The 25976-nt window shown below is 43.7% G+C and carries 20 protein-coding genes and 1 tRNA gene; 7 read left to right on the top strand and 14 right to left on the bottom strand.

Annotation, left to right across the window (positions count from 1 at the left end; genetic code table 11):
- Positions 1 to 122: 122 nt before the first annotated feature.
- The 3 genes from F0364_RS02495 to F0364_RS02485 form a co-directional block, all read right to left on the bottom strand.
- The gene (locus tag F0364_RS02495) at positions 123 to 899 is read right to left on the bottom strand and encodes an SDR family oxidoreductase (protein ID WP_153796172.1); all 777 of its coding nucleotides are present in this window, start codon (positions 897 to 899) and stop codon (positions 123 to 125) included.
- Between the two features lie 26 nt (positions 900 to 925).
- Entirely contained in the window at positions 926 to 3310 is a 2385-nt protein-coding gene (locus F0364_RS02490) for a TonB-dependent receptor (RefSeq protein ID WP_207632481.1), read from the bottom strand.
- Positions 3311 to 3854: 544 nt separating this feature from the next.
- Positions 3855 to 3928: transfer RNA gene (locus F0364_RS02485), tRNA-Asp, on the bottom strand.
- Positions 3929 to 4276: 348 nt separating this feature from the next.
- On the opposite strand from F0364_RS02485, the gene F0364_RS02480 reads away from it, so the two are divergent.
- Entirely contained in the window at positions 4277 to 5416 is a 1140-nt protein-coding gene (locus F0364_RS02480; protein WP_153796170.1) for an acyltransferase family protein, read from the top strand.
- A 196-nt stretch (positions 5417 to 5612) separates the two neighbouring features.
- On the opposite strand, the gene F0364_RS02475 is transcribed toward F0364_RS02480, so the two are convergent.
- A complete protein-coding gene (locus F0364_RS02475; protein WP_153796169.1) occupies positions 5613 to 6575 on the bottom strand; it encodes an N-acetylmuramoyl-L-alanine amidase family protein in 963 nt (320 codons plus the stop codon).
- A gap of 570 nt (positions 6576 to 7145) precedes the next feature.
- Positions 7146 to 8528, bottom strand: coding sequence for a phosphoglucosamine mutase (gene glmM / locus F0364_RS02470; RefSeq protein ID WP_153796168.1), 1383 nt, complete (start codon positions 8526 to 8528; stop codon positions 7146 to 7148).
- A gap of 119 nt (positions 8529 to 8647) precedes the next feature.
- Between glmM and F0364_RS02465 the strand changes: the two genes are divergently transcribed.
- Positions 8648 to 9412, top strand: coding sequence for a class I SAM-dependent methyltransferase (locus tag F0364_RS02465; RefSeq protein ID WP_235920994.1), 765 nt, complete (start codon positions 8648 to 8650; stop codon positions 9410 to 9412).
- Positions 9413 to 9417: 5 nt separating this feature from the next.
- On the opposite strand, the gene F0364_RS02460 is transcribed toward F0364_RS02465, so the two are convergent.
- The 5 genes from F0364_RS02460 to F0364_RS02440 all read right to left on the bottom strand — a co-directional run bounded on the left by F0364_RS02460 (position 9418) and on the right by F0364_RS02440 (position 17315).
- Complete coding sequence (locus F0364_RS02460; RefSeq protein ID WP_153796167.1) at positions 9418 to 9834, bottom strand: DUF3052 family protein; 417 nt, start codon at positions 9832 to 9834, stop codon at positions 9418 to 9420.
- A 22-nt stretch (positions 9835 to 9856) separates the two neighbouring features.
- Positions 9857 to 11893: a tetratricopeptide repeat protein gene (locus F0364_RS02455; protein ID WP_153796166.1), complete on the bottom strand. Its 2037-nt coding sequence runs from the start codon at positions 11891 to 11893 to the stop codon at positions 9857 to 9859.
- Between the two features lie 316 nt (positions 11894 to 12209).
- Positions 12210 to 13193: an AAA family ATPase gene (locus F0364_RS02450; protein ID WP_153796165.1), complete on the bottom strand. Its 984-nt coding sequence runs from the start codon at positions 13191 to 13193 to the stop codon at positions 12210 to 12212.
- Between the two features lie 3 nt (positions 13194 to 13196).
- Entirely contained in the window at positions 13197 to 15827 is a 2631-nt protein-coding gene (locus tag F0364_RS02445; RefSeq protein ID WP_153796164.1) for a transglutaminase domain-containing protein, read from the bottom strand.
- A 114-nt stretch (positions 15828 to 15941) separates the two neighbouring features.
- Positions 15942 to 17315 carry a DUF58 domain-containing protein gene (locus F0364_RS02440; RefSeq protein ID WP_153796163.1) on the bottom strand — a complete coding sequence of 458 codons (1374 nt, stop codon included), beginning with the start codon at positions 17313 to 17315 and terminating at the stop codon, positions 15942 to 15944.
- A gap of 98 nt (positions 17316 to 17413) precedes the next feature.
- Between F0364_RS02440 and F0364_RS02435 the strand changes: the two genes are divergently transcribed.
- Entirely contained in the window at positions 17414 to 18316 is a 903-nt protein-coding gene (locus F0364_RS02435; RefSeq protein ID WP_153796162.1) for a class I SAM-dependent methyltransferase, read from the top strand.
- Positions 18317 to 18347: 31 nt separating this feature from the next.
- On the opposite strand, the gene F0364_RS02430 is transcribed toward F0364_RS02435, so the two are convergent.
- Together F0364_RS02430 and F0364_RS02425 are read right to left on the bottom strand one after the other, a co-directional pair.
- Entirely contained in the window at positions 18348 to 18950 is a 603-nt protein-coding gene (locus F0364_RS02430) for a hypothetical protein (RefSeq protein ID WP_153796161.1), read from the bottom strand.
- A gap of 494 nt (positions 18951 to 19444) precedes the next feature.
- The gene (locus tag F0364_RS02425; RefSeq protein ID WP_153796160.1) at positions 19445 to 19945 is read right to left on the bottom strand and encodes an Lrp/AsnC family transcriptional regulator; all 501 of its coding nucleotides are present in this window, start codon (positions 19943 to 19945) and stop codon (positions 19445 to 19447) included.
- Between the two features lie 119 nt (positions 19946 to 20064).
- Between F0364_RS02425 and ahcY the strand changes: the two genes are divergently transcribed.
- The 4 genes from ahcY (at position 20065) to F0364_RS02405 (ending at position 24171) form a co-directional block, all read left to right on the top strand.
- Entirely contained in the window at positions 20065 to 21390 is a 1326-nt protein-coding gene (ahcY, locus tag F0364_RS02420; protein WP_153796159.1) for an adenosylhomocysteinase, read from the top strand.
- Positions 21391 to 21791: 401 nt separating this feature from the next.
- Positions 21792 to 22994, top strand: a complete 1203-nt coding sequence (locus F0364_RS02415) for a lycopene cyclase family protein (protein ID WP_153796158.1) — start codon at positions 21792 to 21794, stop codon at positions 22992 to 22994.
- 66 nt (positions 22995 to 23060) lie between these two features.
- A complete protein-coding gene (locus F0364_RS02410) occupies positions 23061 to 23555 on the top strand; it encodes a hypothetical protein (RefSeq protein ID WP_153796157.1) in 495 nt (164 codons plus the stop codon).
- A gap of 121 nt (positions 23556 to 23676) precedes the next feature.
- Entirely contained in the window at positions 23677 to 24171 is a 495-nt protein-coding gene (locus F0364_RS02405; RefSeq protein ID WP_153796156.1) for an outer membrane beta-barrel protein, read from the top strand.
- A gap of 55 nt (positions 24172 to 24226) precedes the next feature.
- Here the strand turns inward: F0364_RS02405 and F0364_RS02400 are convergent, their stop codons facing one another.
- Both F0364_RS02400 and F0364_RS02395 read right to left on the bottom strand, forming a co-directional pair.
- Entirely contained in the window at positions 24227 to 24718 is a 492-nt protein-coding gene (locus tag F0364_RS02400) for a GNAT family N-acetyltransferase (RefSeq protein WP_153796155.1), read from the bottom strand.
- 35 nt (positions 24719 to 24753) lie between these two features.
- Positions 24754 to 25746, bottom strand: coding sequence for an aspartate-semialdehyde dehydrogenase (locus F0364_RS02395; protein ID WP_153796154.1), 993 nt, complete (start codon positions 25744 to 25746; stop codon positions 24754 to 24756).
- Between the last annotated feature and the right edge of the window lie 230 nt (positions 25747 to 25976).

Below are 25976 nucleotides of genomic sequence, written 5' to 3'. Positions count from 1 at the left end.
AAATTGTTGCACAATTTTACCAGGCAAGCAGTATAGCTGCCCTTATTGATTCTTGCGGAGCGAACCAAAGAATGCCGGATTCAACCCTTTAATGCCATGCATCAGCATACCAGGTATCTTATTTAATCCGATGTATAAAAATCTCTGCCCGCTTTTCCTGCCTGCGCTATTAAAAATTTAGGGGCTATCCGGCTCAGCACCCTGATCAGTTTTGACAACCCAGGATAAACTTCCTCCTGATCTCCTTTCATTCCCCTGATGGCGGCTTCTACAATTTTTTCGGGCTTCATCAATGCTCTTTCATCCACAGCGCTGTCCTCCGTAAACTTATCGTTCAATGGAGTTTTAGAGCCGGGGGCCACCAGTTCCAGCACTTTTATCCCGGTGTGTTTCAACTGCACTCTAAGTGCTTGCGTATATGCCCTTAATCCCGATTTGCTGGCACTATAAATGGGTGCTATGGGAAACGGCATTAAGGCAATGCCGGAAGTAACATTTACAATGGCTGCATTCTTACGGGTTTTTAAGTGTGGCAAGAACTGTTGCACCATTCTTACCGGCCCCATCAGGTTGATGTCTATTTCCCGGGTAATATCCACGAGATTATGATGGTGATGCAGACTGATCTTCCGCATTTCGCCGGCATTATTTATCAGGATGTTTAAGCCAGGAAACTGATCGGTAACTTTTTCAAAGAGTTCTTCAATATCCTCAGTGAAGCTTACATTGCTCCGAAAAGTATGTATTGCCGGAAACATACTTTTTACTTCATCTAATTTTTCCTGGTTCCTTCCCGTAATGATCACCGTATTGCCGAGGGCTAAAAACCTTTTGGCGAATTCCAAACCAAAACCGCTTGTACCTCCCGTGATAAGGATTGTATTATTCGACAATTCCATTGACCAATTTTTTATTGTTTATGCTTTTATAATTCAACCCGTACTCCAAACGAAGGAAAGACACCCAGGCCAACATTATATACTTTACCTGTATTCGGAATGAACACCTCCGTATTTACATTGAACTGGTTGTTGATATTTGCCAGGTCCACAAAGGCGGAGAATACACCTCTTTTCATGGGAACATTGTAATCCACCCGGACATCAAGGCTGATGTAGTTGTTCAACCTTCTCCCGTTGATGGCGGTAATTTCCTGTGAATAACGGAGCATTTCGGGGTTGTTCAGTACATCGGCATGTACGATATATTCATCTGCCGGCCGGCCGGTGCTGTACCTGAATTTACCCGACAAAATCCACTTGTTATTGGGCTTGTAGCTACCCAGCAAAGAGAAATTGTGCGGAATACTGAAGGTGTAATCGTACTCGCCAAGGCCATTGTGATCATCTCGCTTGCTCTCCATGTAGGAATAGCTGACAGCTCCGTACCATTGTTGAGAAAGTCTTTTAGTAAGGCTGATATCGGCACCATAAGCATGGCCCGTACCATTGTTGTTGAGGAGGCTTTGCACACGGTTGGGCTGCACCACTACATCGTCAAACTGTTTGTGCCAGCCTTCCACTACCAGTTTCAGATCGCTTGAAAACTGGTATTTGTAGCCCAGTATATTTTGAAAAGACCGCTCGTTTTTCAGCTTGTTGGCGGCAGTCTGTCCTGCAACATCCGATAAGCCGGCATCCTGGTAATATATACCTGAAGCAAAATTGACGCTGTGTTTGTCACCCAGCAAAATGCTGCCACTCAAACGGGGCGATACAGTATGCTGTTCTGCAAAGCCTGTGTAATCGTAACGGATACCCGGGTTTAATGTAACACGGCTGCTGACCTTCCAAGATGCGGTGACATATCCTGATCCATTGAATGCACGGTCGTTAAACCTTGAATTGTACAGTGACGGATCCAGTACCTGGTAATATTGTGCCGGGCCCGGCCTTTGGTCCGTACTGCGGAACGTATAAACGGTGTCGGTACGTTTTAACAGCCGTTCATAATCAAGGTCCACCATGGCCGCATCAATGCCGGCGGTAAGGGTAAGTTTACTGAACCGCTTTGTGTAGATAGAGCGGTAGCCGATTTCCCGCTGGTTGTTCTTAATATGTCTCAAATCATTTTCATACCTGCCGTATTTCGGATCAAGTACGCTGTCTCCGCTGCTTAATAAAGGGGTAAAATTGCCGAAGTTGTTATCTACGGTTGATGAACGGAAATAGAGTACGTTTTTTAATACACTGCTGTTATTAAGTAAAGTCCGCAGGTTCGCACCTATCAGCGCTTTTCGGCCTGTGTGATCAAAGAGTGCGGTACCACCGCTGTTGTCATCGTTTATATCATAGCCTGGCTCAATATCGTCGATACCTCTGCGGGGGGCTTCGGGATTATACATGGCAATGAACGAGAGCTTATTCTTTGCATTGAGTTGCGTGGTAGTCTTGATGAGGTAGTCGCCAAAACTTATATTTATGGGGTTCGGCAGGTTCAATACCCGCTGCAACAAGGAGAAATTCTGATATCTTGCCGATGAAAATACGCTTGTCTTTTTTGAAACAGGACCATCGGCAATCAGCGTAGCCCCTATCAGGTCGAACTGCCCCGCAAAAGACCAGGTTTCACGGTTTCCCTCTTTGATGCCCAGACCGAGATAGGAAGATGATCTGCGTCCATATACCGCATCAAATCCTCCATTCTGAAATTGTACATTGTCTATGACGCGGGGGGCAAAGATGCTGAACCGTCCGCCGTTAGGGTCGTTAAAGCCGGAGTTAAAGCCCTCCGCTTCCAGGTGTGACAAATTGAACATGGGTATATCATCCACCATATACACATTGTCCTGTGTGCCCTGCCCTCTTGCTGCAATGGCGGAGAACTGTGCACCACTGCTTACCACACCGGGCAGGCTGCTCAATGCCCGCATGATATCGCCCTGAGCACCGGGATTGCGAAAGATTTCTTCCCGTGAATAAGAAAAAGTAGAAACAGGTGTCAGTGGATTGTTTTCTCCCCTGGATGTCCGCACCACCACATCATTCAAGCTGGTGATTTGCTGTATAACCTCAATCTCTGAGTAATAGGTCTTGCCTGCAGTAATCACTATCTCGCTGATGTATTTGGTTTGATAGCCGACAGAGGAAATGGTGACCGCATAAGTTCCGGCGGGTATATTATTGACGGCAAAGAAACCAAGGGAATCGCTGATAGTGCCAAGCTGGGCTTTTTCAATTTGAACACTCGCCCCTGCTATGGGCTGCTTGGTGGTTTGCTCTATGAGTTTGCCTTTGAAGCTTCCCGTTGTTTGGGCGGAGCAAAGCATACCGGCCACGCTCAATAGCATTGTAAATACTAGGTTTTTCATGCTGTGTTGTAATACCATTTTCTTGGTGTTTTATGGGATCAAAATTGCAATGAACCAACAAGACACACGTAGCCTAAACGACTGCTGTTGTAGCCGAAAGTGAATGGGCGCCTTCACACAGGTATTATAGCTCCGACACCGGTAAAACGAAGAGGCCACTTCAAATACTTTTGAAGCAGTCTCGATAGATGTTGATCGTTTTCTGTCTGGATGTAAGCGCTTTACATTAAGGCTGGTGGGTATCGAGGTACCGGTTGGGTTAAGAGAAACTGAATTGGAAAGAAGGTGGGGCTGTTGGGCACGTGCGCAACGCAAGTATTACGAAGCAAGGGATGATGACCGCGGTAATGTCGAAAAAATATAAACGCAAATACAGCACTCTATCTTACCCGGAGCAAATAAAACACCATCGGCAGCAACAATGCAACCGAATTTACCACCAGATTATGCACGTTTTTGATACTTTTTGAGAAGGTGATAAAAACAAAAAAGCCCGCCAACATTGAGTTTGCGAGCTTTTGATAAAATTGAGAATCTTAAGATGCGGACCGGACGGGACTCGAACCCGCGACCTCCGCCGTGACAGGGCGGCATTCTAACCGACTGAACTACCGATCCGTTCCTTCTTCAAAGCTATTGCCTTGTTTTTGGGAGTGCAAATATAAGGGGAAATGATTTTTACAAACAAAACTTTCTTCCGCAGTCTCCAAAAAATAATTTTTTCCTGGGTTTCATGCATTTACATATTTTTGATTCATCCGACCCTTTCAAAAATAACCCGATCCGGCCGTAATCCATTACCAGGCAAACCATTTTCCCCGCAACATTTTTATACCCCAAGCATTAGTTATCCTATATCCTGCTTGAACATGCTTCTAACGCACGATTAAGCCTATATCCATTTGATTACTGTGCACCTCCAAAAGGCGTGTGGGTAACTATTTTGTTTAACGTAAAGTGTTTCGCATGAGGTATATTAAGCAGTTCGACAGCATCCGGGGTATTGCTGTTATCTTTATTGTATTCTATCATTGGCTTTCCGGCTGGGATAAAACCAGTGCTTACATCAATAAAATTCCTGTTGGCTTTACCGCGGTGGATGTGTTCTTTGTTTTAAGCGGCTTTCTTATTTCCCGCATCCTGATGGCCAGCAAAACCGAAGCTGAAAAACATGGGTTTACCAGGTTGCAGGTATTCAAATCATTTTTTGTACGCAGGGCGCTCCGCATTTTTCCTGTTTATTATCTCACGCTTTTTTTAATCTACTATTTTGATACTAATCTTGATAAACAAGGCTTCTCTTATTTCCTCACTTACACGTCTAATTTTTATTTTTATAAAACGGGGGAGTGGCACCCTTTGTTCTCTCATTTTTGGACCTTGGCCGTGGAAGAACAGTTCTATCTCTTCTGGCCCTGGCTTATTTTATTTGCAGGCAAAAAAACCATGCCCTGGATTATCGGTTCTTTTATCGCTATAGGCCTGGTAAGCGAATACCTTGTTTTTGGTTACGAGTTTGGCCAATGCCTCACCTTTACCTGTTTCGATTCTTTGGGGCTCGGGGCCATGGTTGCGTGGTTAAGCCTTTACCGTACACACCTGCTTGGCAGCACATGTAAAACCTTTGGTTTGCTCACCATAGCACACCTGCTTGCTTTTGGGTTTCAGTCTGTAAACAGCCAGTGGACTTTCATTCCCGTAACAAGCCTTTTGTCTGTTTTTAATGTGTGGTTCCTTACATACATCATACAGCTAACACAAAACCCACATTATAAAAAATCCGTGTTGTGGGATAACAAAGCACTCATTTTTACCGGCAAAATAAGTTATGGCATTTACCTCTATCATTTCATATTGCCAAGCTATTCGGACCTCATTTTCTATCCGCTTAACCAGCATCTGCCGGCCTTTTTCACAAAACACTATTTCGTATTGTTCTTTATAGAAAACCTGGCCATGTTATTTCTCCTTTCATGGCTTTCCTACCTGCTTGTGGAAAAGCCTTTCATGAACCTTAAAAAATATTTCGGGCTTTCAGCAGCGCAAAGGCTGCCTAAACCCAACGAAGTGAGCCCTGCATTTGTGCCGTTGAATAACCAGAAATAATGGATTGAAATTAAACAGGGCGCCTGCTAAAGCACCGGGCTATCCGCTACTACTCCGCCACAAAGCCGCCGCACAAAGGCCTCAGCGGGGTAGCCGCTCCTATCCCTGGCGCAAGGTGCAACACGCTGTTAATACGCATGCAGGCTGTGTAAAATTGTACGGAACACGAGCAGAGCGTTTTTCTTATTTGTACTTGCTAACGTTTCGTACTATCCGGCCCTGGTGTTACGTTGGCAGGTGTTACAAATTCAAGTGTTTGATGCTGCAGGCTGTACTGGTACCGTTTTAAGGATTTTACTATTACTTCCGCGATTTCGTTTTGGCCCTCCTGGCTGTTAAGGTAATCTTCTTCTTCCCGGTTAGAGATGTAGCCGGTTTCTACCAATATGCTGGGCATGGCGGTAGCCTGTAATACCCATATACCTACCTGGCGCTGGCGGGCTTCGCGGCTTATGCGCCCCACCTTCTTAAACTCATCTTCTACCGTTAGCGCAAGGTTGGCACTGCGGGTAAAATATTGTTTGGTTTTAAGGGCGTATAATATCATTTTTTCCGGGGCATCGGGGTTAAAGTCAGATACCTGTGTTGCAAGCGTACTATCAAGATACAAGGCTTCATTTTCCTTCATCGCCAGTTCCTTTTCCTCGTTTTTGTGGGCGCCCCAAATATAGGTTTCGGTACCCTTGGCGGGGTTGGGTGTTGTCCAGTACCGGTACTGCGGCACTTTAACCCGCTGCTTTATTTTCTTCTTTTTCTTCTTTACATAGCGGGTTTCGTATTTATAGCCAACAAATTCGCTGTGCCTTATAGGGTCGGCACTGTTGCAGTGTATGGAAATGAACAGATCGCCTTTGGCGTTATTGGCTTTCCATGCCTTTAGCTGTGGCGGGTCAAACACATCAGTAGTACGGGTGTACACAATGTTTACATCAGGCATCTCCACCTTCATTAAGGCACCCAGTTTAAGGGCCACAGCCAATGCTATATTTTTTTCGTAAGAGTATTCGCCCGGTGCACCGGTATCGCTGCCACCGTGGCCAGCATCTATCACTACCGTTTTTAAACCGCGTACCTGTTTGTAGGAGCCGCCAAGTTTATAGGAAAAGGAACTGAGTAAAATCCAGAGCAGGGTGATGGGTATGTATTGCTTAGCTTTCATGCTTCTTTTTCTGCAGGTAAATTTACAACTGTATCAACGCTGGATGCTTTAAAAACTTGCTTAAATAAAGTGTAAAATAGGTTATAAATGCACTCTTTCTTAACGCCCATCCTGAAGAAGCAAATAGTAAATAGACCAGGGATAATTCGGTTGAGGTAAATAACAGGATATCCTGATGCTTAAACCAATATTATCCAGAAAGATTATCACTCTCTTGTAACCCTTTCTTCGTTATTATCCAAAACCCCAGACGAACACATTGCACATACGGCGCTCTGCTAACATGCCGCCCCTACAAAGCTTTCATTGCTTAATGTTGGTGAACATACCATCAGCAAGACCCGCAATTGGCAACACTTTACCCCGTAACCGGCTTTCGGGTGAGGGATTGAAGCGGATACCCCGGTGAGGCCATCGCAGCAGGGCTTCTGTGCCGGAGTATGAGCGAAAAGCCCGACCCCTTGCGATAGCTTGGGGGCACCCCCAAAAAATTAAACGAGGAATTTATGAGGCCGGCATCTATATTTAGTTAGCCGGCCACCAAAAAATGATGAGCGAGAATGGTATAGGCTACATACTTTCCCGTATGTCCTGCATGATGCGTTTGGCAATGTTATCTGCCGTGGTTTCAAAATTACTTTCCGCGTAAATGCGTATAATGGGTTCTGTATTGCTGGTGCGAAGGTGTACCCAGTCGTTCTCGAATTCTATTTTCAACCCGTCGTCTATGTTTACGGGATTATTTTTGTATTTGTTCTGTATTTGGCTAAAGATCTTTTGCATGTCAACACCCTTACCCAGTTCTATTTTATTCTTGCTCATAAAATAATCGGGGTACATGCCACGCAATTGTTTTGCGCTTTTTTTACTATGCGCAAGATGGGTTAAGAAAAGTGCTATGCCAATAAGTGCGTCGCGGCCATAGTGCAGGTCTGGCACAATTATACCTCCATTGCCTTCGCCGCCAATAACGGCTTCTACTTCTTTCATTTTGTTTACCACGTTTACTTCGCCAACAGCGCTGGGGAAGTACTGGCCGCCATGCTTTAAGGTAACATCTTTTAAAGCACGGGTAGATGACATGTTGCTAACTGTGTTGCCTTTACGTTGCTGCAGCACATAATCGGCTACGGCCACCAATGTGTATTCTTCACCAAAGAGAGAGCCGTCTTCACAAACAAAACAAAGGCGGTCAACATCCGGGTCAACGGCAATACCAAGGCTGGCCTGCTGCCTGTTAACCTCGGTACACAGCTCACGCAGGTGCTGTGGCAACGGCTCAGGATTGTGGGCAAATTTGCCGTTTACCTCTTCGTTTAAAACAATGATATCTTTTAAACCCAACGCCCTTAACAAAGCAGGAACCGCGATGGCGCCTGTGCTGTTAATGGCATCTATTACAATCTTAAACTTAGCTTTTTTAATAGCAGCGGCATCAACCAGTGGATAGTTAACTACAGCTTCTATATGTTTATCCAGCGCTGTAGTATTTTGAGTATAGGTACCCAGTTTATCAACACCAACAAAACTATAATTATCAGTTGCGGCTATCTCCAGTATTTTAGCGCCTATTTCGCCGCTGATAAACTCACCTTTGCTGTTCAGCAGTTTTAAAGCATTCCATTCTTTGGGGTTATGGCTGGCAGTTAAAATAATACCTCCTGCGGCGCCTTCAAATACAACAGCCATTTCTACAGTAGGGGTAGTGCTTAAACCAAGGTCAATTACATTAAGCCCTAACGCGTTTAACGTGCTTACTACCAAACGCTGCACTAATTCTCCACTTATCCTGCCATCGCGGCCTATAACAACCTTACAATTGGTTTTGTCATTTTCCAGCAGCCATGTACCATAAGCGGCCGTAAACTTCACTACATCCAAAGGGCTAAGGGTTTCTCCCGGTTTGCCCCCAATTGTACCACGGATACCGGAAATGCTTTTTATAAGCGCCATACACGTCATTAGTTTGCTACAGGCAAACATAAAAGAAAATTTCTAAACGGCGAAGGCAATAATGCCGCCAACGGGTTGTGAAAAAGTTTCTGCTAACTGGTTTTTAGGAAATAAATTTGATGGCAATTAAAGCAATTATGCCCGATAAAGAATGGTATAAAGACTGGTTTAGCTCTCCCTATTACGATCTGCTGTACCAAAACAGGGATACCGATGAAGCCTGGCAGTTCATTAAAAGGCTTACAGAGCAACTGCACGCAAAAAAGGGTGACAAAATACTGGATGTGGCCTGCGGAAAAGGCCGCCATAGTAAGGCTTTGGCCGATGAAGGCTTCGACGTTACCGGTATTGACCTGGCTACAAGGCTGATAGAAGAAGCCCGGCAGATGGAAAACGACCACCTGCATTTTTACCAGCATGATATGCGGCTGCCATTTCGCATTAACTACTTTGATTTTGCCTTTAACCTGTTTACCAATTTTGGCTACTTTAGAACAGAGCGTGAACACGACAGTGCCATGCGCACCATTACCCAAAGCTTAAACAGCAAAGGCATACTGGTAATTGATTACCTAAACACGCATTATGCCGAAGACAACCTGGTTAAAGCGGAAATAAAAAAAATCGGTCCTGTAAAATTTCACATAAGCCGCTGGCATAATGATACCCACTTTTTTAAGCAGATACAGATAGAAGACAACGGCAACCTGCTGAAACATTTATTTACAGAAAAAGTGGCTAAATTTTCGCCGGGAGACTTTACAGACATGCTGGCTTACCAAGGCATGCAGGTGGAAGATATTTTTGGTGATTACCAACTGGGGCGTTATGACATCAGGAAATCACCGCGGATGGTGGTGGTGGCAAAAAAATCCATCCGGTAAGACTATCAGCGTTTTCTGCGGGATACCGGTATTACCAGCTTTAACCCGCTCCATATTTCATCAACAGCGCAAACTTTAATATCTACCAGCCCGTTGGCCAGCGCTAAAGCCCTTATAACATCTTCGGTAATATCTGTTGCTATTTTAGATGATTTTTTGGGCCAGGAAATCCAAACCATGCCATTGGGCTCAATTTCTGTTTGCAGGTTCAGAATGTCTTTTTCCAATTCCTCAGCCACTTTGGTGAAATAGTGAACAAAGTCTTTTTTAACGCTTTTGTCTTTTTCCATCTTAACGTTGGCGGGAAAATCTGTAAACAGGTTGAAATAGTACGCAGGTTCATTTACCAGCCTTATAACATGGCCTTCTTTTATACCTAACTTTTTGGCAAGTGGCGTGGAGGAATACCCGGTTGTGGCCATATTTTTTAACGTGTATATTTTGTTAGCTACCCTTTTCTGCCGGGGGCTCAAATACCAGCGCACCTCCTTTACCAAACAGTCTAAGGGCAATTTCGCCCCCCACTTTTGCAGGTTTGCTAAAGATAATCCTCTCACCTGCAACAACCGGCTTATTGGTACCGCTGCGTACATTTATCAATGCTTCGTATTTGTTACCCCGCTTGTTAAATGTTACAGTGGCAACAGGCACGTATCCGTCGTTTGCGTTAACCCATTCTATATTGGCATCTTTCAATTCTTCTATTACCTGTTTTGTTATTTCGTCATCCACACCGGCAGTATTAAGCATTACCTGCATCTTTATGCCGCTAAAAGGTATCAATTGCGGGTACGATTCAAATAAACGGCTGCGGTACAAACCATAAGTGCTTTGCCGGCCGTCTTTTTCGTATGCCTTGCTCAACCCTTCAAACAGGCGGCCTGTAAACAATTTTTCGTTGGCGGTATCGGTAACAGCGGTGTTTAATATACGGTCTAAATCTTCCCTCGCTGCGCTTTTGTTACCAGCCTCCCACTTAAACTTTGCTGTAAATAGCTGAAAGTAACGCTGCAGGTTTTCGCGGGTATCTTTTTGCTGGTAAGTTTCGTATTTTTCTTTAAAGTATTTAGGGCTAAAGTCCTTCAGCAGGTACCAGGCTTCATCAAAGCTGGTGGTAGCTTCTGAGCAAAACAAATCGTATACCAGCCGGTTGCGTTCAGGGTTAAAAGCCAATTCGTTCACAACTACATATTCGGCCATTAACTTAGCTACTTTCAGGCTTGCGATATCATACAAAGCAGAAGGTGAATACCACCAGTTCTTATTTAAAAATTTAACCCTGGCAATCTTACGATCAATTAGCTGCACTTTCAGCAGGTTGATGGTAAAGTCGTACTGACTTTGTGTGAGTGTAGTACCAATGTGTAATTCCTTAAAGTTGGCAGCTTTGTTTAATGCTTCTTCACAACTGTCTAACTGGCCGTCGTACATATAACCTCTCGCCAGTGATATATTGTACCAGCCAAAGCCCGGCGTAGAACCTACACTGGCAATGATCTGCTGGTTCATTTTAATGGCCTCTTTTGTCCTGCCGCCATAAACATGCAATTCGGGAAGATAATAGTAAGGTTCCCTTAACATGCGCAGGTAACTCTTGTTCAGGTCAATGGTAAAGTATTCAATAGCGTTTTCAAACTTTCCCACCTCATGCTGCATGTTGGCATAGTTGTTATAAGATATGCCGCCACCTTCCCGCAGGCGCTCATAATAGTATTCGCTGCTATCGTAGTTTTTGTTGTAGCAGTGCAGCAATGCCAGGTAGTGATAAATGATCTGTTTATCACGTTGTGCCTGGCCAGGCCCGAACCATTGTTCATTCAGCTCCCTGTTGCGGTCAACAAAGCCAAGCCCTTTGTAACACCAATCAAATGCCTTTTTTTCATTTGCTTCAATGGAATTACCCAAAAACGGATGTTCTTCCGAAGTATAAAAACGGTTGCGGTGATACGTCCATGCACGGTGGTAATACACGCCAAAGAAATCTTTTCTAAAACGGTATTTATCAATTTTATCCAGTAGTGCCATTACAGAGTCTGGCATCTCAATATTATCGTAACAGGCCTGCAGGGCCCCGCATATAGAAAACAAATCCTGGTACCTGGGCACATTTTGCGCAAAGAACATAATGGATGAATACATGTTCTTTAAGGTGTTGCCATAATCTTTATCCATCAGCCTCAACGCTTTTTCCAGGGCAGGAATAGCATTCTTATAACCCAGGTAATCGGCGCTGCGGTCGTATTTGTAAATGCCTTCATACATCCAGCCTACATAGTAAGTACTGTCAAGCCTTATAAACTCACGGCTTCTGGGCAATGCATCTTTGTCTGTTGGTTTAACGCCCATGCGTTTTGCTTCAATCTCGTAGCGGGCAGCCTGGTTGCCCTGTGCAAAAGATACGATCCCCGCACACTGAAAAAGCAACAGCAGCAACATTGCCTGCCACATCTTTTTACTTCTGTATTTTGCCTTGCTTACCATTTAATTTTTTTAGATACCAGCTTTTGTTTTTTATGGGTACATCGTTGCGTCGCAATCACTTCATCTTCCGGTTTTTTATGGCGACTTTTCAGCCCCGGGTAGATGCTTTAGAATATAACTTCAAACTAAAGCGCAACACCTAATATTCAAAAAAGAACTTTACCAACATCAGCCTGTTTCACATTGCTGCATAGCAGACAAAGCGTACAAGTGTTCTCCCGTAATTACGGGACTGCTTTGCCACGCAAGATTGCTCAACGAAGTTTAATAGCAGCAATATCGCTAAGTACATAGCTAACCTTCCGCTCGTCTTATACTATCCGCTAATTTTTAATTTGCTTAACCGGCTTAATTCTTTATCTAATATTGAAGCCAAAGCTTTTTGCCTGGCGTCTTTATTACGGTAAATCAACCTGTGATCCAACACGGGCTTGGCTACATACTGCACGTCATCTTCTGTTACAAAAGTTCTGCCGTTTACCAATGCAAAGGCCTTTAAACATTTAAGAAAAGTTATACCGCTTCTTGTTGATGCGCCGAGTGAAATGTCCGGGTGTTTGCGTGTGTCCCAAACAATATTTCTAACGCCTGCAATGATTTCATCATGAATGAAAACCTTGGATGTTTCCTGCTGCAAAAACAGGATTTCTTCCATGCTTAGCACCTGCTGTATGTGTTCCAGGTTATCCTGTATGCCCAGGTAGTTGCGGTAAATGTCAAGCTCTGTCTCTTCATCCACATACCCGAAAGTTAATTTGATATAGAAACGGTCAAGCTGGGCGGCGGGTAACGGATAAGTACCTTCCATTTCTACCGGGTTTTGTGTAGCGATGGTAAAGAATAACTTCTCTAATGGGTAGGTGGTTTCGCCCATCGTTATCTGGTTCTCCGCCATACACTCCAGCAAGGCAGACTGCACTTTGGGCGATGCACGGTTTATTTCATCCGCCAGCAATACGTTGCAAAACAACGGCCCCTTTTTAAAGATGAATTCTTTTTTATCATCGTCATAAATGTGCGATCCGATAAGGTCCATCGGCAGCAAATCTGGTGTAAACTGTATGCGCTTAAAATCAACACCATGCTGGCTATCGCGGCTGGCAATACTTTGTGCCAGCGTTTTGGCCATTACAGTTTTACCGGTTCCGGGATTATCTTCCATCAACACATGCCCCTTGGCCAGCAATGCAGTAAGCACATACTGAATTTGCTTTTGCTTGCCTCGTATCACTTTTTCAATATTGTCAACCAACTTTTGAATGTTGGCCAATGCTGTTTCTATCTGTATGTTCTGCTCCATGCTTTAGCTTATTTTAGGTTGCTGAAAGTATTGAATGGTATTGTATATGTTTAAGAATTTGGCAAATCTTGTTTTAAACGGCACTTTGCTGCGCACCTGCTTTACAAAGGGCACAATAAACCCATCCACCGTTACAGCTTCTGAAGCGGTTAATGTTAAATTACTGTACTTGAGCTTTTGATAAACACGGCTGAAAGGCCTGAACTGTGTGTTAAACTGCGCATCTGTTACCGTTGCAAATTGTTCAGGTGACTGGTTGGTTCTTGGGTAACCCAACTGGTTTAAATAATAGATAGCTGCCCTGTAACTGTTAAACGCTTTGGCAGCGCCATCCTTTGAACCCTTGGCCCTGGCGTAGAGGTATTTCCATATCAACCAGGGAATAGAAATAATGATCAATGCCAGCCCACCTATAGTAATAAGGCCAAGCCATAATACTTTAATCCAGTCTATGGGCTGGGGCTGTGCCAGTTGTTGCTTCTTTTTCTGTTGCGCTTCAGCTTCCGGGTCTATGATTTTTATTTCATCAATTGGCACAGGCTTGGGCACTTTCTTCAGCACAGATTGCATACTGTCGCGTTCAGAAGGTTTAAGGTTCTTTAACGCTTCCGCAAAGGATGCGGCAGTAATATGCATGCCTTTGGTTAAAGCAGATAACCTGACCGAACCAGTATCTCTCGATACAGCCGCAACAGATACATCTAACTCTATACGCTGCCATTCCTGTGTTTCGTAATTTTCATCGTGGAATAAAAGTTTATTCGCATCCATTACAACCCGTTTCGTTACTGTGTCTACACTTACCACGTTGCCATCCGCTACAAAATAAGCCTGCTGCATGTTAAGCGGCGGTGTTCCATCCGGTTGCGAAGCCTGCTGCGTATTTACATCTGGAACTGTGGTGTCAAAATCAATCCAGCCATAACCCGGGAAGTATACCTGTACCCATGCATGCGCCTGGTCTTCATAAAACCAATACCAGCCAGGGTTTTTACTGCTGCGGTCAACTGTAAGAAAACCTGCGGCAACACGTGAAGGAATGCCTAACGCTCTTAACATGAAAAGTGTGGCGCCGGCGAAATAGGCGCAATACCCCTTCCTGTTGTCGAGCAAAAAATAAGTAAGCTTATTGGCACTTGGCAAACCGGGGATGCCTGGGTTGTCTGAATATTTAAACAGCGGCTGGCCAAACTCGTCTTTACTTAAAAAATAATCGCGGATGGCAATCATTTTGTCAACCGGCGTTTTGGCATCCTTGGTAATATCCAGCGCCAGCGATTTTATTTTGGCGTATTCCTCATCCCTGGGCATGAATGTGTAATACTGCATGAACTTTTTTTCAAGCTCTGTATAATCAGTTTGCTTTATCCGGCGCAGCATATCAAAGCGCTGCTGCTGAAAAGCTTCCAGTTGCTGGTTGCCGGCAGGATTGTAAATGAAATAAGCGCTGTTTAAATCGCTCACCCACATTTTGGCGCGGTAAGCGCTTTTAAACTGATCTTTGTATTCGTTGGGTACCGGCAATGGTTGCACAAAAAAGGAAGTAGAAGGGGCAATATATTCGTCTGGTGACAACAACACCTTATAAACATCTGTAGTAACAACCTTGCGGTTAAGTGTGGCAGCGGTATTCTTAATTACATTGGAGTCTGTTTTGGCAAAGTATAACGGGATACGGGAGGGGTTGGGCCTGAAAAGATCATTTTTAGGCATCAGGCTATCTGTTTCGAATGTTTGGGTTAACGTATCGAATTTGCTGTAATAGTAGGCGGTGTAGTAAAGGGGATTGGGCGTTTTTCCATCCTTGAAAAAATTGTCGAGCCTTGCTACAAATACCAAACGTTTGCCTTTGTTAAGCGAACTGGTTAGCCGGGTTTGATCTTTGTTACTTAGGGAACCATCCCGGTTCTCTTTGGTCATGTTTTCGCTGTTGCTGCCATTCTTATCATAATTCGCCGGCGCGTTAGCCCATTCTTTTTCAACTCCTTCGAAATCTTTCTTGAAATGATACAGGATAGGTAACAGTATAGCAGCCAGTATAATAGCAAATCCCAGCAACCTTTTAAACAGGAACCAGCCAAACAGCTTATCGTCATCGTTCATGTTCCTGATAAGCTCAGAAGTGTAGATGATATAAACTGAGTAAGCCATCGCCGGTATAAAGGCGCTGATAAGGGTAGCGGCCTTAATATCAGTAGTTTTACTCACCATCACCACCTGGGCCACCAGCAAAAACACGCTCCACGCAATGGTTAAAATCCTGGACCTGGATAAACCATAACCCACCAGCCATCCCAGTGAAAACAGGATAACCAGAACCAGCATCTGCACGGTTACAAAAAACATTTCAAACTCGCCTACAACCGTATTGTTGACTGTTTGATAAAAGAAGAACAATAACAGCCCCAGGATTGCCGCGGTGGTAAGAAACCGGAACCGGTAACCATAAAAAACAATAGCCACCCCCATGCCCACAGCAAACTGCATTGTTTGCTTAATGTAATCGTTCTGAAGAATGTTGAATTGCTTGTTCCACCCCCACAACAGGAAGAAAGCCAGCGCAACAGTGGGCACACCCAGTAATAACAACTGCGCCAATACTTTTTTCCAGCTATATAATTTTTGTGCTTTCATTTTTTTAGTTACCGGTTGCCATTTACTGGTTACCGGGCTGTTTTACTTTTGTTCAAAGTTTAATGCTCAAAGACGGCGTGTATTTCGCAAAATCTTTTGAGCGGTTAAACTATCCTAAATAACCACAGGTTTATTGTGTTTAGACAATATGGCCTGTATCTTCTTTTCATTCTTCATCAGCTTTGATTTTAGCGCGGATACAGCCCAATTGGTCCTGTATTTGGCCAAATCACTCTTTTCTTCCTGTACAAATACCCATTGCAGCCAATCAGTTATGTATTGTTTGCGCAGGCCGTTGCTAAGCTTTATGAATATGATAAGAATTTCGTCTCCGTATTGTTCTGCCAGTTCGGCTACCTGGTCAGCGCTGGTGAGTGAGGATATTACCAGCACGGATGCTTCATTGGTCTTTACGAATGACTTCAGGTCTCTTTCCCGCTGCCATTTGCTGGTGCTGATACGGTAGCGCACATTCTGCTGTTCATCCGTAGTGTGGTGAACGGGTAACTCCTGGTCGGCTACGTATCTTATCTCAAAACCTTTTTTTACCAACTGCTGGTAAACACTCCACATAGCCGTTTTGTAATAGTTGAGAAATGGGATGTTTACTACATTGTTGCCGGTAGTTTCATAATCGCTGTAAAAGGATGCGTACATGTACAGGTGAGATGCGTAGGGGTCTAGTACTTCAGGAATACGCACCACTAATTCCCCGCTTTTGGCGTAGATTTTCCAGACAATCCGGCGAACATCATCACTGTCTTCAAAATTCTTATAGTTTAAAAATTCGCCTTCAATCCTCTTTATTTCTTCTATACGGGTATTGGTGTCTTCCGTTTTTCGGGGAGACGAATCAAGTTGATTTTTATGCTTTTCAAAAGGCTGGGTAAAGAAGCGGCTGTTTACGGGCAATTGCACAGCCAGGGAAAAAAACTGGAAATAGTCTTCAAAATACACAAAGGCCTGCTGCAGCTTGTATTCCTTTATTTCCGGCAATGGCCAGTTATAAGTGCCTTCCAGCGTAGTATTGATGAACTTGCCAAAAGGTTTCTGTACTATGGAAAATTTGTCGGAGAAATGCTTTTCATCATACTGTAAACGAAGCTTTACAAAACCCAGTAAGGGGCGGAGCACAGGATGAACCTTTACCTTTATTACCTGTAACTGTTTTTTACGGGGTTTACTATCAGCCACCGTTTCTACCTGGAAACCAACTTCCTGTTTATTCTTTTTAAGTAAGAAATAGATATAGCTGATAACCACGGAAAGCAACGCCAGCGCCATTACCGCGCCGATGAACCAGGCACCCACTTCGATGAGCAATGAAAAAATATCGCTGTAAGAACTCCCGGGCTGCTGCTGCAGGGTTAACAGCCACCTGTAACCCAAATACGCAGCCACCACGAAAAGTAACCCATACCAGGTAAAGGGAACAAAAAAAGACCATCTTTTAACCAGCCTTCCGATATATGCTTTCTGCCTGCTCATTATTTGCGAAAGTTAAATTAAACAAAGATGATTTAGCGATAAAATTCAATACGTTTCAGCAGTTTTTTTTAACTGAAACTTTGCTTTCTTTGCCCCTGATGAGCGAAACAATAACATACGGCGCCTGCTGTTTTTGCAACAGTGAAAACATAACAAAGGTTTTCACGGCCAAAGATTATACCGTTAGTAAAACGGAATTTGAAATATGGCACTGTAATAACTGTACGGGCAGATTTACACAGCATGTGCCTGACCAGCAAAGTATTGGCGCTTATTACCAGAGTGTGGATTACGTTTCTCATTCGGATACCAAAAAGGGATTTATTAACCGGCTTTATCACCTAGTGCGAAAATATACACTTCAATCCAAACGGAAATTAGTTATTCAGGCAAGCGGTGTTGCAAAGGGCAGCTTACTGGATATCGGCGCCGGTACCGGCGCATTTGCTAACGAAATGAAAGTTGCGGGCTGGCAGGTTACTGCCCTTGAACCTGATGAAACTGCCCGGCAAAATGCTTTTAACAATTACCAGCTTAACCTGTTAGCGCCGGAAACCATCTACCGGTTACCCGGGAGTTCTTATGATGTAATTACCCTTTGGCATGTGCTGGAACATGTGCATGACCTGCATGGTTACTTTACTGCTTTTCAAAAACTGTTAAAACCGGGCGGCATATTGCTTGTTGCCGTACCCAACTACAGCAGCTACGATGCGGAAGTTTACCAACAATATTGGGCAGCATACGACGTTCCCCGCCACCTTTATCATTTTTCGCCGGAATGCATGCGCCAATTGGCAGCACAGCATGGCTTTAACATACTGAGCTACAAACCGATGTGGTTTGACAGCTTTTATGTTAGCATGCTGAGTGAACAATATAAAAACGGGAAGGGCAACCTGTTTGCCGCCTTCAACACGGGCCTGGCTTCTAACAGGAGAGCCATGAAAGATGTAAAAAAGTGCAGTTCAGTGATTTATGTGATGAGGAAAGCCGGTTAAACTATTCCAGTAGGCGTTGATATTGCATTCATTAAAAAATATGGCGAATAGCCAGGATAATTAAATAAACAGGGAGACAAATAAGGCCGTAATAACCACTGTAATACCTTTTAGATAGGTATAACACTGACGGTGTGGAGATTTCCGGCAACGCACTAGCCTTTTCTTCCTCTTCACTTTTCAGATCATCTTTTCTTAACTGATGGGAAAATATGCAACAAAGCAGGCCTGGTAATATCATCATTAGCAATATTGCGATTAGCACCAATGCTGTTAACGGCTTGTACGTTAAGGTTAACCAGGCACAAAAAGAACTCCAGGCACACCAATAAATGATAAACACCGTAATTCTTAACAAAATTGGATAAAGAGATTTCTTTGTTTCTTCATTGTATACTTTAAGGCTTTTTGCGTAGATAAGTTCTGTAACAAATGCAACTCCCATCAAAAAGTAAAAAAATACTTTGATTGAATCGAAATTACTGAGAAAAAGAAGTTTTAAATCGGGTCTTACATTTAAGCCTGCATCAATTAGACAAAATAACGCCACCCCAACTATACCTAATGCAATCGTACCAAAAAATTTTATCTCGAATTCGTACTCACTTTTATTAATTTTTTTCAGCGATATCATACTATCAGTAATTATAAGCTAAGTACATAACCTACTATCTGCCGTGTAATTCATTTAATTCAAGCTGTTCCATTTAGGTCGTCCTGTTATTTACTTTTTTTGTTCCCGTAACAAGTCCGGGACGGGCTTGACACAAAAAAGTAACAAAAAAAGTCAAGAAAGAAACGATATACAGCACGTTTCTTTCTCCCGTCCTGATTTGGCGTTCGTGCTACTGTAACTTCAGCTATAGAATAAACATCGCCAGGCACATTAATTTCAACATCCAGATTTTATTTCATCACAAACGTAAGATTTACCCGTTCGCATGTGCACATTAATTAATCGCAAACCATAAGTTGCCCTTCTTAATTCTTCATTCCTTGTTCCTTGTTCTTTATTCTCCACCCGGGTCTGAAAAGCCGCCCAATGTACCGGACGATGAACGTAGTGCGACGCAACGATGCTTCATCTGTGTTCCTTCTGCCGGCCACCAACAAATGACCATCGATCACTCAATAGACCAATTGATGCGTTTGCTTGATAACACCCATGATAAACGCACTTTGCACCCGGCCCACGTTCTCTACCTGGCTTAGCTTGTTAACATGAAAATCATAATAAGCATCCATGTTTTCCACTGCCACTTTCAGCATAAAATCAAATTCGCCGGAAATGTTATAACATTCCGTAACCTCATGTAACTCCTGTATGGTTTTTATAAAGCGCAGGCCGGCATCTTTACTGTGCTGGTGCAGCGATACATAGCAAATTACCATCAACCCGCGTTTAACCTTGGTATGGTCAACCAGTGTGGCATACTGTTTTATTACACCGGTTTCTTCCATGCGCTTAATGCGTTCATGCACCGGCGTTGTGCTAAGGTGCACCTTGTCAGAAATTTCCTTTACCGTTATACGGGCATTCTCCTGCAGCAGCCGCAATATGGCCATGTCTTTGGCATCCAATTGCACATCCTGCATAGTAAATTCATCTTTTTTAACAGCTTTAGCCATTGTCATTTGGTGTTTTATTCCGTATCTCAGGTGAAAAATACAGATTTATCCCAAATTTAATTAACTGTATGGTATTTTATTCTACCACTGTACTTTTGCCAAAACAAAAAGTATTAACCATGTCAACCACAACACTTCAAGTTGATGTTAACCTTGCCTACAAGGTAAAAGATATCAGCCTCGCAGAATGGGGCCGCAAAGAAATTCGCCTGGCAGAAGCAGAAATGCCCGGCCTTATGTCTATACGTGCAGAATATGGCCCAAGCCAGCCTTTAAAGGGTGCCCGCATTGCCGGCTGTTTGCACATGACCATACAAACCGCTGTTTTAATTGAAACATTGGTTGCCCTGGGCGCCGAAGTAAAATGGAGCTCTTGTAATATCTTCTCAACGCAAGACCATGCCGCCGCTGCTATTGCCGCTGCTGGTATTGGCGTATTTGCCTGGAAAGGCCAGACCAACGAAGAAGCTGAATGGTGTATTGAACAAACTTTGTTCTTTGGCAGCACAGACCGCCCGCTGAATATGATACTTGACGATGGTGGCGACCTGACCAACATTGTTCTGGATAAATACCCTGAACTGGTGCAACATGTAAAAGGCATCAGCGAAGAAACCACTACCGGTGTTCACCGCCTGTACGAAAGAGTGGCCAAAGGCACATTACCTATGCCTGCCATTAACGTAAACGACTCTGTAACCAAGAGCAAATTCGATAACAAATACGGTTGTAAAGAATCACTGGTTGACTCTATCCGCCGCGCTACAGACGTAATGCTGGCCGGTAAAGTTGCCGTTGTTGGTGGCTATGGCGATGTAGGTAAAGGTTCTGCCGCTTCACTGGCCGGCGCCGGCTGCCGCGTTATCGTTACCGAGATTGACCCCATTTGCGCCCTGCAGGCTGCCATGGACGGTTTTGAAGTAAAGAAAATGGTTGACGCTGTTAAAGAAGCTGACATCATTGTTACCGCTTCCGGTTGCCGCGACCTGATTACGGAAAAACATTTCCGCAACATGAAAGACAAGGCCATCGTTTGTAACATAGGCCACTTTGACATTGAAATTGATATTGCCTGGTTAAATACCAACTACGGCCATACAAAGGATACCATTAAGCCTCAGGTTGACATCTACAACATTGAAGGCAAAGATATTATCATCCTGGCAGAAGGCCGCCTGGTTAACCTGGGTTGCGCTACCGGCCACCCCAGCTTTGTAATGAGTAACTCCTTCAGCAATCAGACTTTGGCGCAGATTGAGCTTTGGAAAAACCACAGCCAATACGACAACAAAGTGTATGTGTTGCCTAAGCACCTGGATGAAAAAGTTGCCCGGTTACACCTGGCTAAAATAAATGTTCAGTTAGACGAACTTACTGATGAACAAGCCGCTTACCTGGGCATTGGTAAAGAAGGTCCGTTTAAGCCTGAAATGTACCGCTATTAATAGCTTTGAGTTACAAGCTTTGAGCTACGAGATAAAGGCCCGTTACTTTGGTAACGGGTTTTTTATTTGGTGACGAACAGCGGTATTTCATGGGAGCTTCGTTGAGCAATCTTGCGTGACAAAGCAGCAAGATTGGAACACTTGTACTTTTAGTTTTTCATGGCGGCTTTTCAGACCCAGGAAGAGAATAACGAACAAGGAACAAGGAGTGAAGAATTAAGAAGGGAAGAATAACTTGCTGTTCACGAAAGAGAATATCGAACAAGGAATGAACAATACCGACCGTAATGCCCCCACTCACCATTCACCATTCACCACTCACTACTCCCCCCTCCCCTGCTAACAACAAAATCTTTTATCAAATGTTATATCTTGCTTTGTAAACAATGTAAAACCAACAAGTGCCAGCATTTAAGCTCTTCAACGATTTACCACAGGGAGAAAATGAGTTTGATTACATCATTACAGGCGCAGGTTGTGCAGGCTTAAGCCTGTTGATGCACCTGCTGCAGCAACCCTTGCTGCGTACCAAAAAAATATTGGTACTGGATGAAAACGAGAAAGATAAGAATGACCGTACCTGGTGTTTTTGGGAAACAACACCCGGTTTGTTTGAACCTATCGTACATAAAAGCTGGCAGCAGATAGACTTTTACTCTGCACATTTTTCAGCAAGGTTCGACATTGTTCCATATAGTTATAAAATGATACGCGGCCTGGATTTTTACAACCATGTGCTCCAATCATCAGAAGGCTACAGCAATGTTAGCTTTTATAAAACCAAGGTAGAAATGCTGGGCAATGAAGGAGATAAAGCCTTTGTTGTTGCAGAAGGCAGAAAGCTGCATGCCCGCTACGTTTTCAACAGCATCCTGTTTGAAGACATTAGCCAATACCCCTTGAAGGAAGGAGGTTTTTATTACCTGCTACAGCATTTTAAGGGCTGGATAATTGAAACCAAAGATCCTGTTTTTGAACTGCAGGTTGCACGGTTTATGGATTTTCGTGTACCGCAGGATAATGGGCTGACTTTTGTGTACACACTACCGTTAAATGCTAATAAGGCGCTTGTAGAGTACACGTTGTTTTCACCAGCTATGTTGAAACAAGATGAGTATGACAAGGGCCTTCGTGATTACATTGCTGAATACTTAAATGTAGCTGACTATACAATTTGCGAAAAAGAATTTGGAGTTATACCCATGACTAATTACCCCTTTAGTAAAGGCGAGGGGAACATCGTTAGCATAGGCACAGCCGGCGGGCAAACAAAGAGCAGCAGTGGTTATACGTTCCGTTTTATTCAGAAGCATTCAGCGGCCATAGTTGCGGCTTTGCTGAAGAATGAAGATCCACACATCAGTAAATCCCTTAGCCAAAAAAGATTTGACTTATACGACAGTACTTTGCTGCAAATACTCACGCAGAAAAAAATGACCGGCGACAGGATTTTTGCTGATATGTTTAAAAGCAACCACCCGCAATTGGTACTCAAATTTCTGGACAACGAAACCTCCATTACTGAAGAAATAAAACTAATGTCAAGTGTTTCTTCTGCCGTGTTTTTACCTGCTGCGTTTAAAGAGATGTTCAAGGGAATTTAAAGAGGCTTTAAGCTATTTACGTAAGGGTAAAAACTATTTTTGTGCTTCAACATAACTCTTGAAACAATGGTAAAAAAATCCATACTCCTGGCTTTAAGCCTGCTTTCCCTATTCATTTCCTATGCACAAGATGATGCTAAAAAGGTTAAACTTGGTATTGGTACCGCTCCATCACTTACAGTTGGCAATCTAAAAAACAATTTTTCGTACGGGGTGGGGGTTCAGTTTCTTGCCAAATATACTGTGTCAAAAAACATTAGTGTATTTGCACAAACCGGGGTTGATTTGTTCAAAAACAAGTATGCTAACCATGCTGCCACAAGCCTCATGCACATACCTCTCGTGGCTGGTATGCGCTTAACGAGCAACGGCTTTTTTGCAGGCTCAGGTGTTGGTTTCGGCATTTGGGATGGCGGGGGCATGGCAAGCAACGGTTTGCATTTCAGCCCTCAAATAGGTTATGAATGGAAAAAATGCCAGGTATTTGGGCACTATGGTAGTACAAAAGTTAGTGATGGCTCTCTGTCCTATGCGGGTATTGCTTTTTTTGTAACGTTTTAAAGGAGCCTTGCAGAAAAAATGCCGGCTTATTTCCAGGCAGCTTCAAAGGAATTTAAAGGAGTTTTAATTGAAAGAAATTCAGCAAAAATTATTTTTGCCGCTCATTAAACTCTTGAAAACAATGGTAAAGAAATCCGTATTCCTGGTATTAACCGTATTCTCCCTGTTCGCAGCTTCAGCGCAGGATGATGAGAAAGCATTCAAATTTGGCATTGGCGGTACCCTTTCATTTCCCGTTGGTGATTTAAAAGAAGCATCCTCTGTAGGAGCAGGCTTTCATTTACTGGCAAAGTATGCAGTTAGCGAAAACATCAGCGTATTTGCTCAGACCGGTGTTGATGTGTTCAAAAACAAGTACATTGATGATGCCTCCACAAACCTTGTACATGTGCCAATCATGGCAGGCGCCCGGTTTAACAGCAATGGCTTTTTTGCCGGTGCAGGTGTTGGCTACGGCATTTGGGGCGGCGGTGGCGGAACTGCCAACGGTTTTCACTTTAGCCCACAGATAGGTTACGAGTGGGAGAAATACCAGGTGTTTGGGCATTATGGTTCTACAAAAGTTACAGGCGGTTCTCTTTCTTATGCCGGTATTACTTTTTTCAGAACTTTTTAAAAAAGCATTCCAAAAACTGCCGGCAAAAGCCGGCAGTTGTATGATTATCTGCTATTCATTTTAACCTGTATTCCATATAAACCACACCCGGAACCGGGTTGTGCCGGTAAGATGGAATCTCATAAAAGCCATAGCGGCGGTAAAGATGCTGAGCCTGTTCCTGCCCGGGGGCTGAATCGAGCCTTATCAATTTGTAGCCAAGCTGCTGCGCCACACGTAAAGATTGCTCCAGCAGTTTTTTGCCCAGCTTAAGGTTTCTGTAGCCAGGCTGCACGTATAACCTTTTCAGTTCAGCAATACCTTCTTCCAGTTTGCGTACAGCTACGCATCCAACAGCGGTATTTTTATAACGGGCCAGTATTAAAGCCCCATCAGGTTTGTTGTACTGCTTATCAAGCGTAAGCAACTCTTCTGCAAAATTCTGGAAGCACAGGTCAAACCCAAGCGAAGCCGCATACTCCCGGAACAACAACCTGCCGTCTTCAAAATCTTCAGCGGTTGCTGCTATTGTAAATAAAACATCATCCTCAACTGTGGCACTACCCATATAAAACCGTTGCTTTTATATTCTTCAGGCAATTTCTACAACAAATCTTTCCCTAAAAGGTACTCAGCTATCTGCACAGCATTAGTAGCGGCACCTTTGCGCAGGTTATCGCTTACTACCCACATGTTTAATGTGTTGGGGTTAGACTCATCCCGGCGTAACCTGCCCACAAAAACCTCATCCCTTTCATGCGCCCACAATGGCATGGGGTACAGTTGCTGAGATGGGTCATCCTGCAGCACTACACCCGGGGCTTCGCTCAATAAGCGTTTTACTTCGTTCAGGTCAAAATCGTGTTCAAACTCAACGTTTACGCTTTCGCTATGGCCACCAACAACAGGAATACGAACAGTGGTAGCAGTAACTTTAATACTGTCATCCCGCATAATTTTCCTGGTTTCGTTTACCATTTTCATTTCTTCTTTGGTGTAGCCATTATCCAGGAATACATCAATCTGCGGTATTACGTTTAAATCAATTTGGTATTTGTACGCTTTCTCCGCAGGTTCTTCTCCCTTGCGTTCGGTAAACAACTGGTCAACCGCTTTTTTACCGGTACCTGTAACGCTTTGGTAAGTGCTTACTACAATCCTTTTTATTTTATATTTTTTGTGCAGGGGGTTTAATGCTACCACCATTTGAATGGTTGAGCAATTGGGGTTAGCGATGATTTTATCTTCAGCGGTTAAAGCATCCGCGTTCAATTCGGGCACAACCAGTTTTTTGGTGGGGTCCATACGCCAGGCGCTGGAGTTATCAATAACAGTAATACCGGCTTCGGCAAACTTTGGCGCCCATTCCAGCGAAGTGCCGCCACCGGCAGAAAAGATAGCTACAGCGGGGGCAGCGGCAATACCATCTGCCATACTTACTACTTTATATTTAGCGCCTTTAAACTCAACTTCCTTACCAACACTTCTTTCACTGGCAACAGGCACCAGCTCTGTAACGGGAAAATTTCTTTCTTCCAGAACCTGCAACATTTTTGTGCCTACCAGGCCTGTAGCGCCTACTACTGCTACTTTCATTGTTAACCTCCTTACCCCCAGCGGGAGTGTTTTTGATTGTTTATGTTGTTAAATGATGATCAACTGCAGTAAAACAAAAAGGCCTTCCCGTTTTGGAGAAGGCCCTTTGAGTTATGTTTTGTCATACGCAAACTTTAAGCGACTTCTCCAAAAGAGATGTGTTTCTTAATGTTCTTTGTATGTTTCATTATTTGTTTCATTGCGGCTGCGAATGTAATACGCAAAAATAT

The organism is Foetidibacter luteolus, from assembly GCF_009650435.1.
Lineage (GTDB): Bacteria > Bacteroidota > Bacteroidia > Chitinophagales > Chitinophagaceae > Foetidibacter > Foetidibacter luteolus.
Note: the sequence above shows the minus strand (reverse complement) of the source record. Positions and strands in the feature narration are given on the sequence as shown.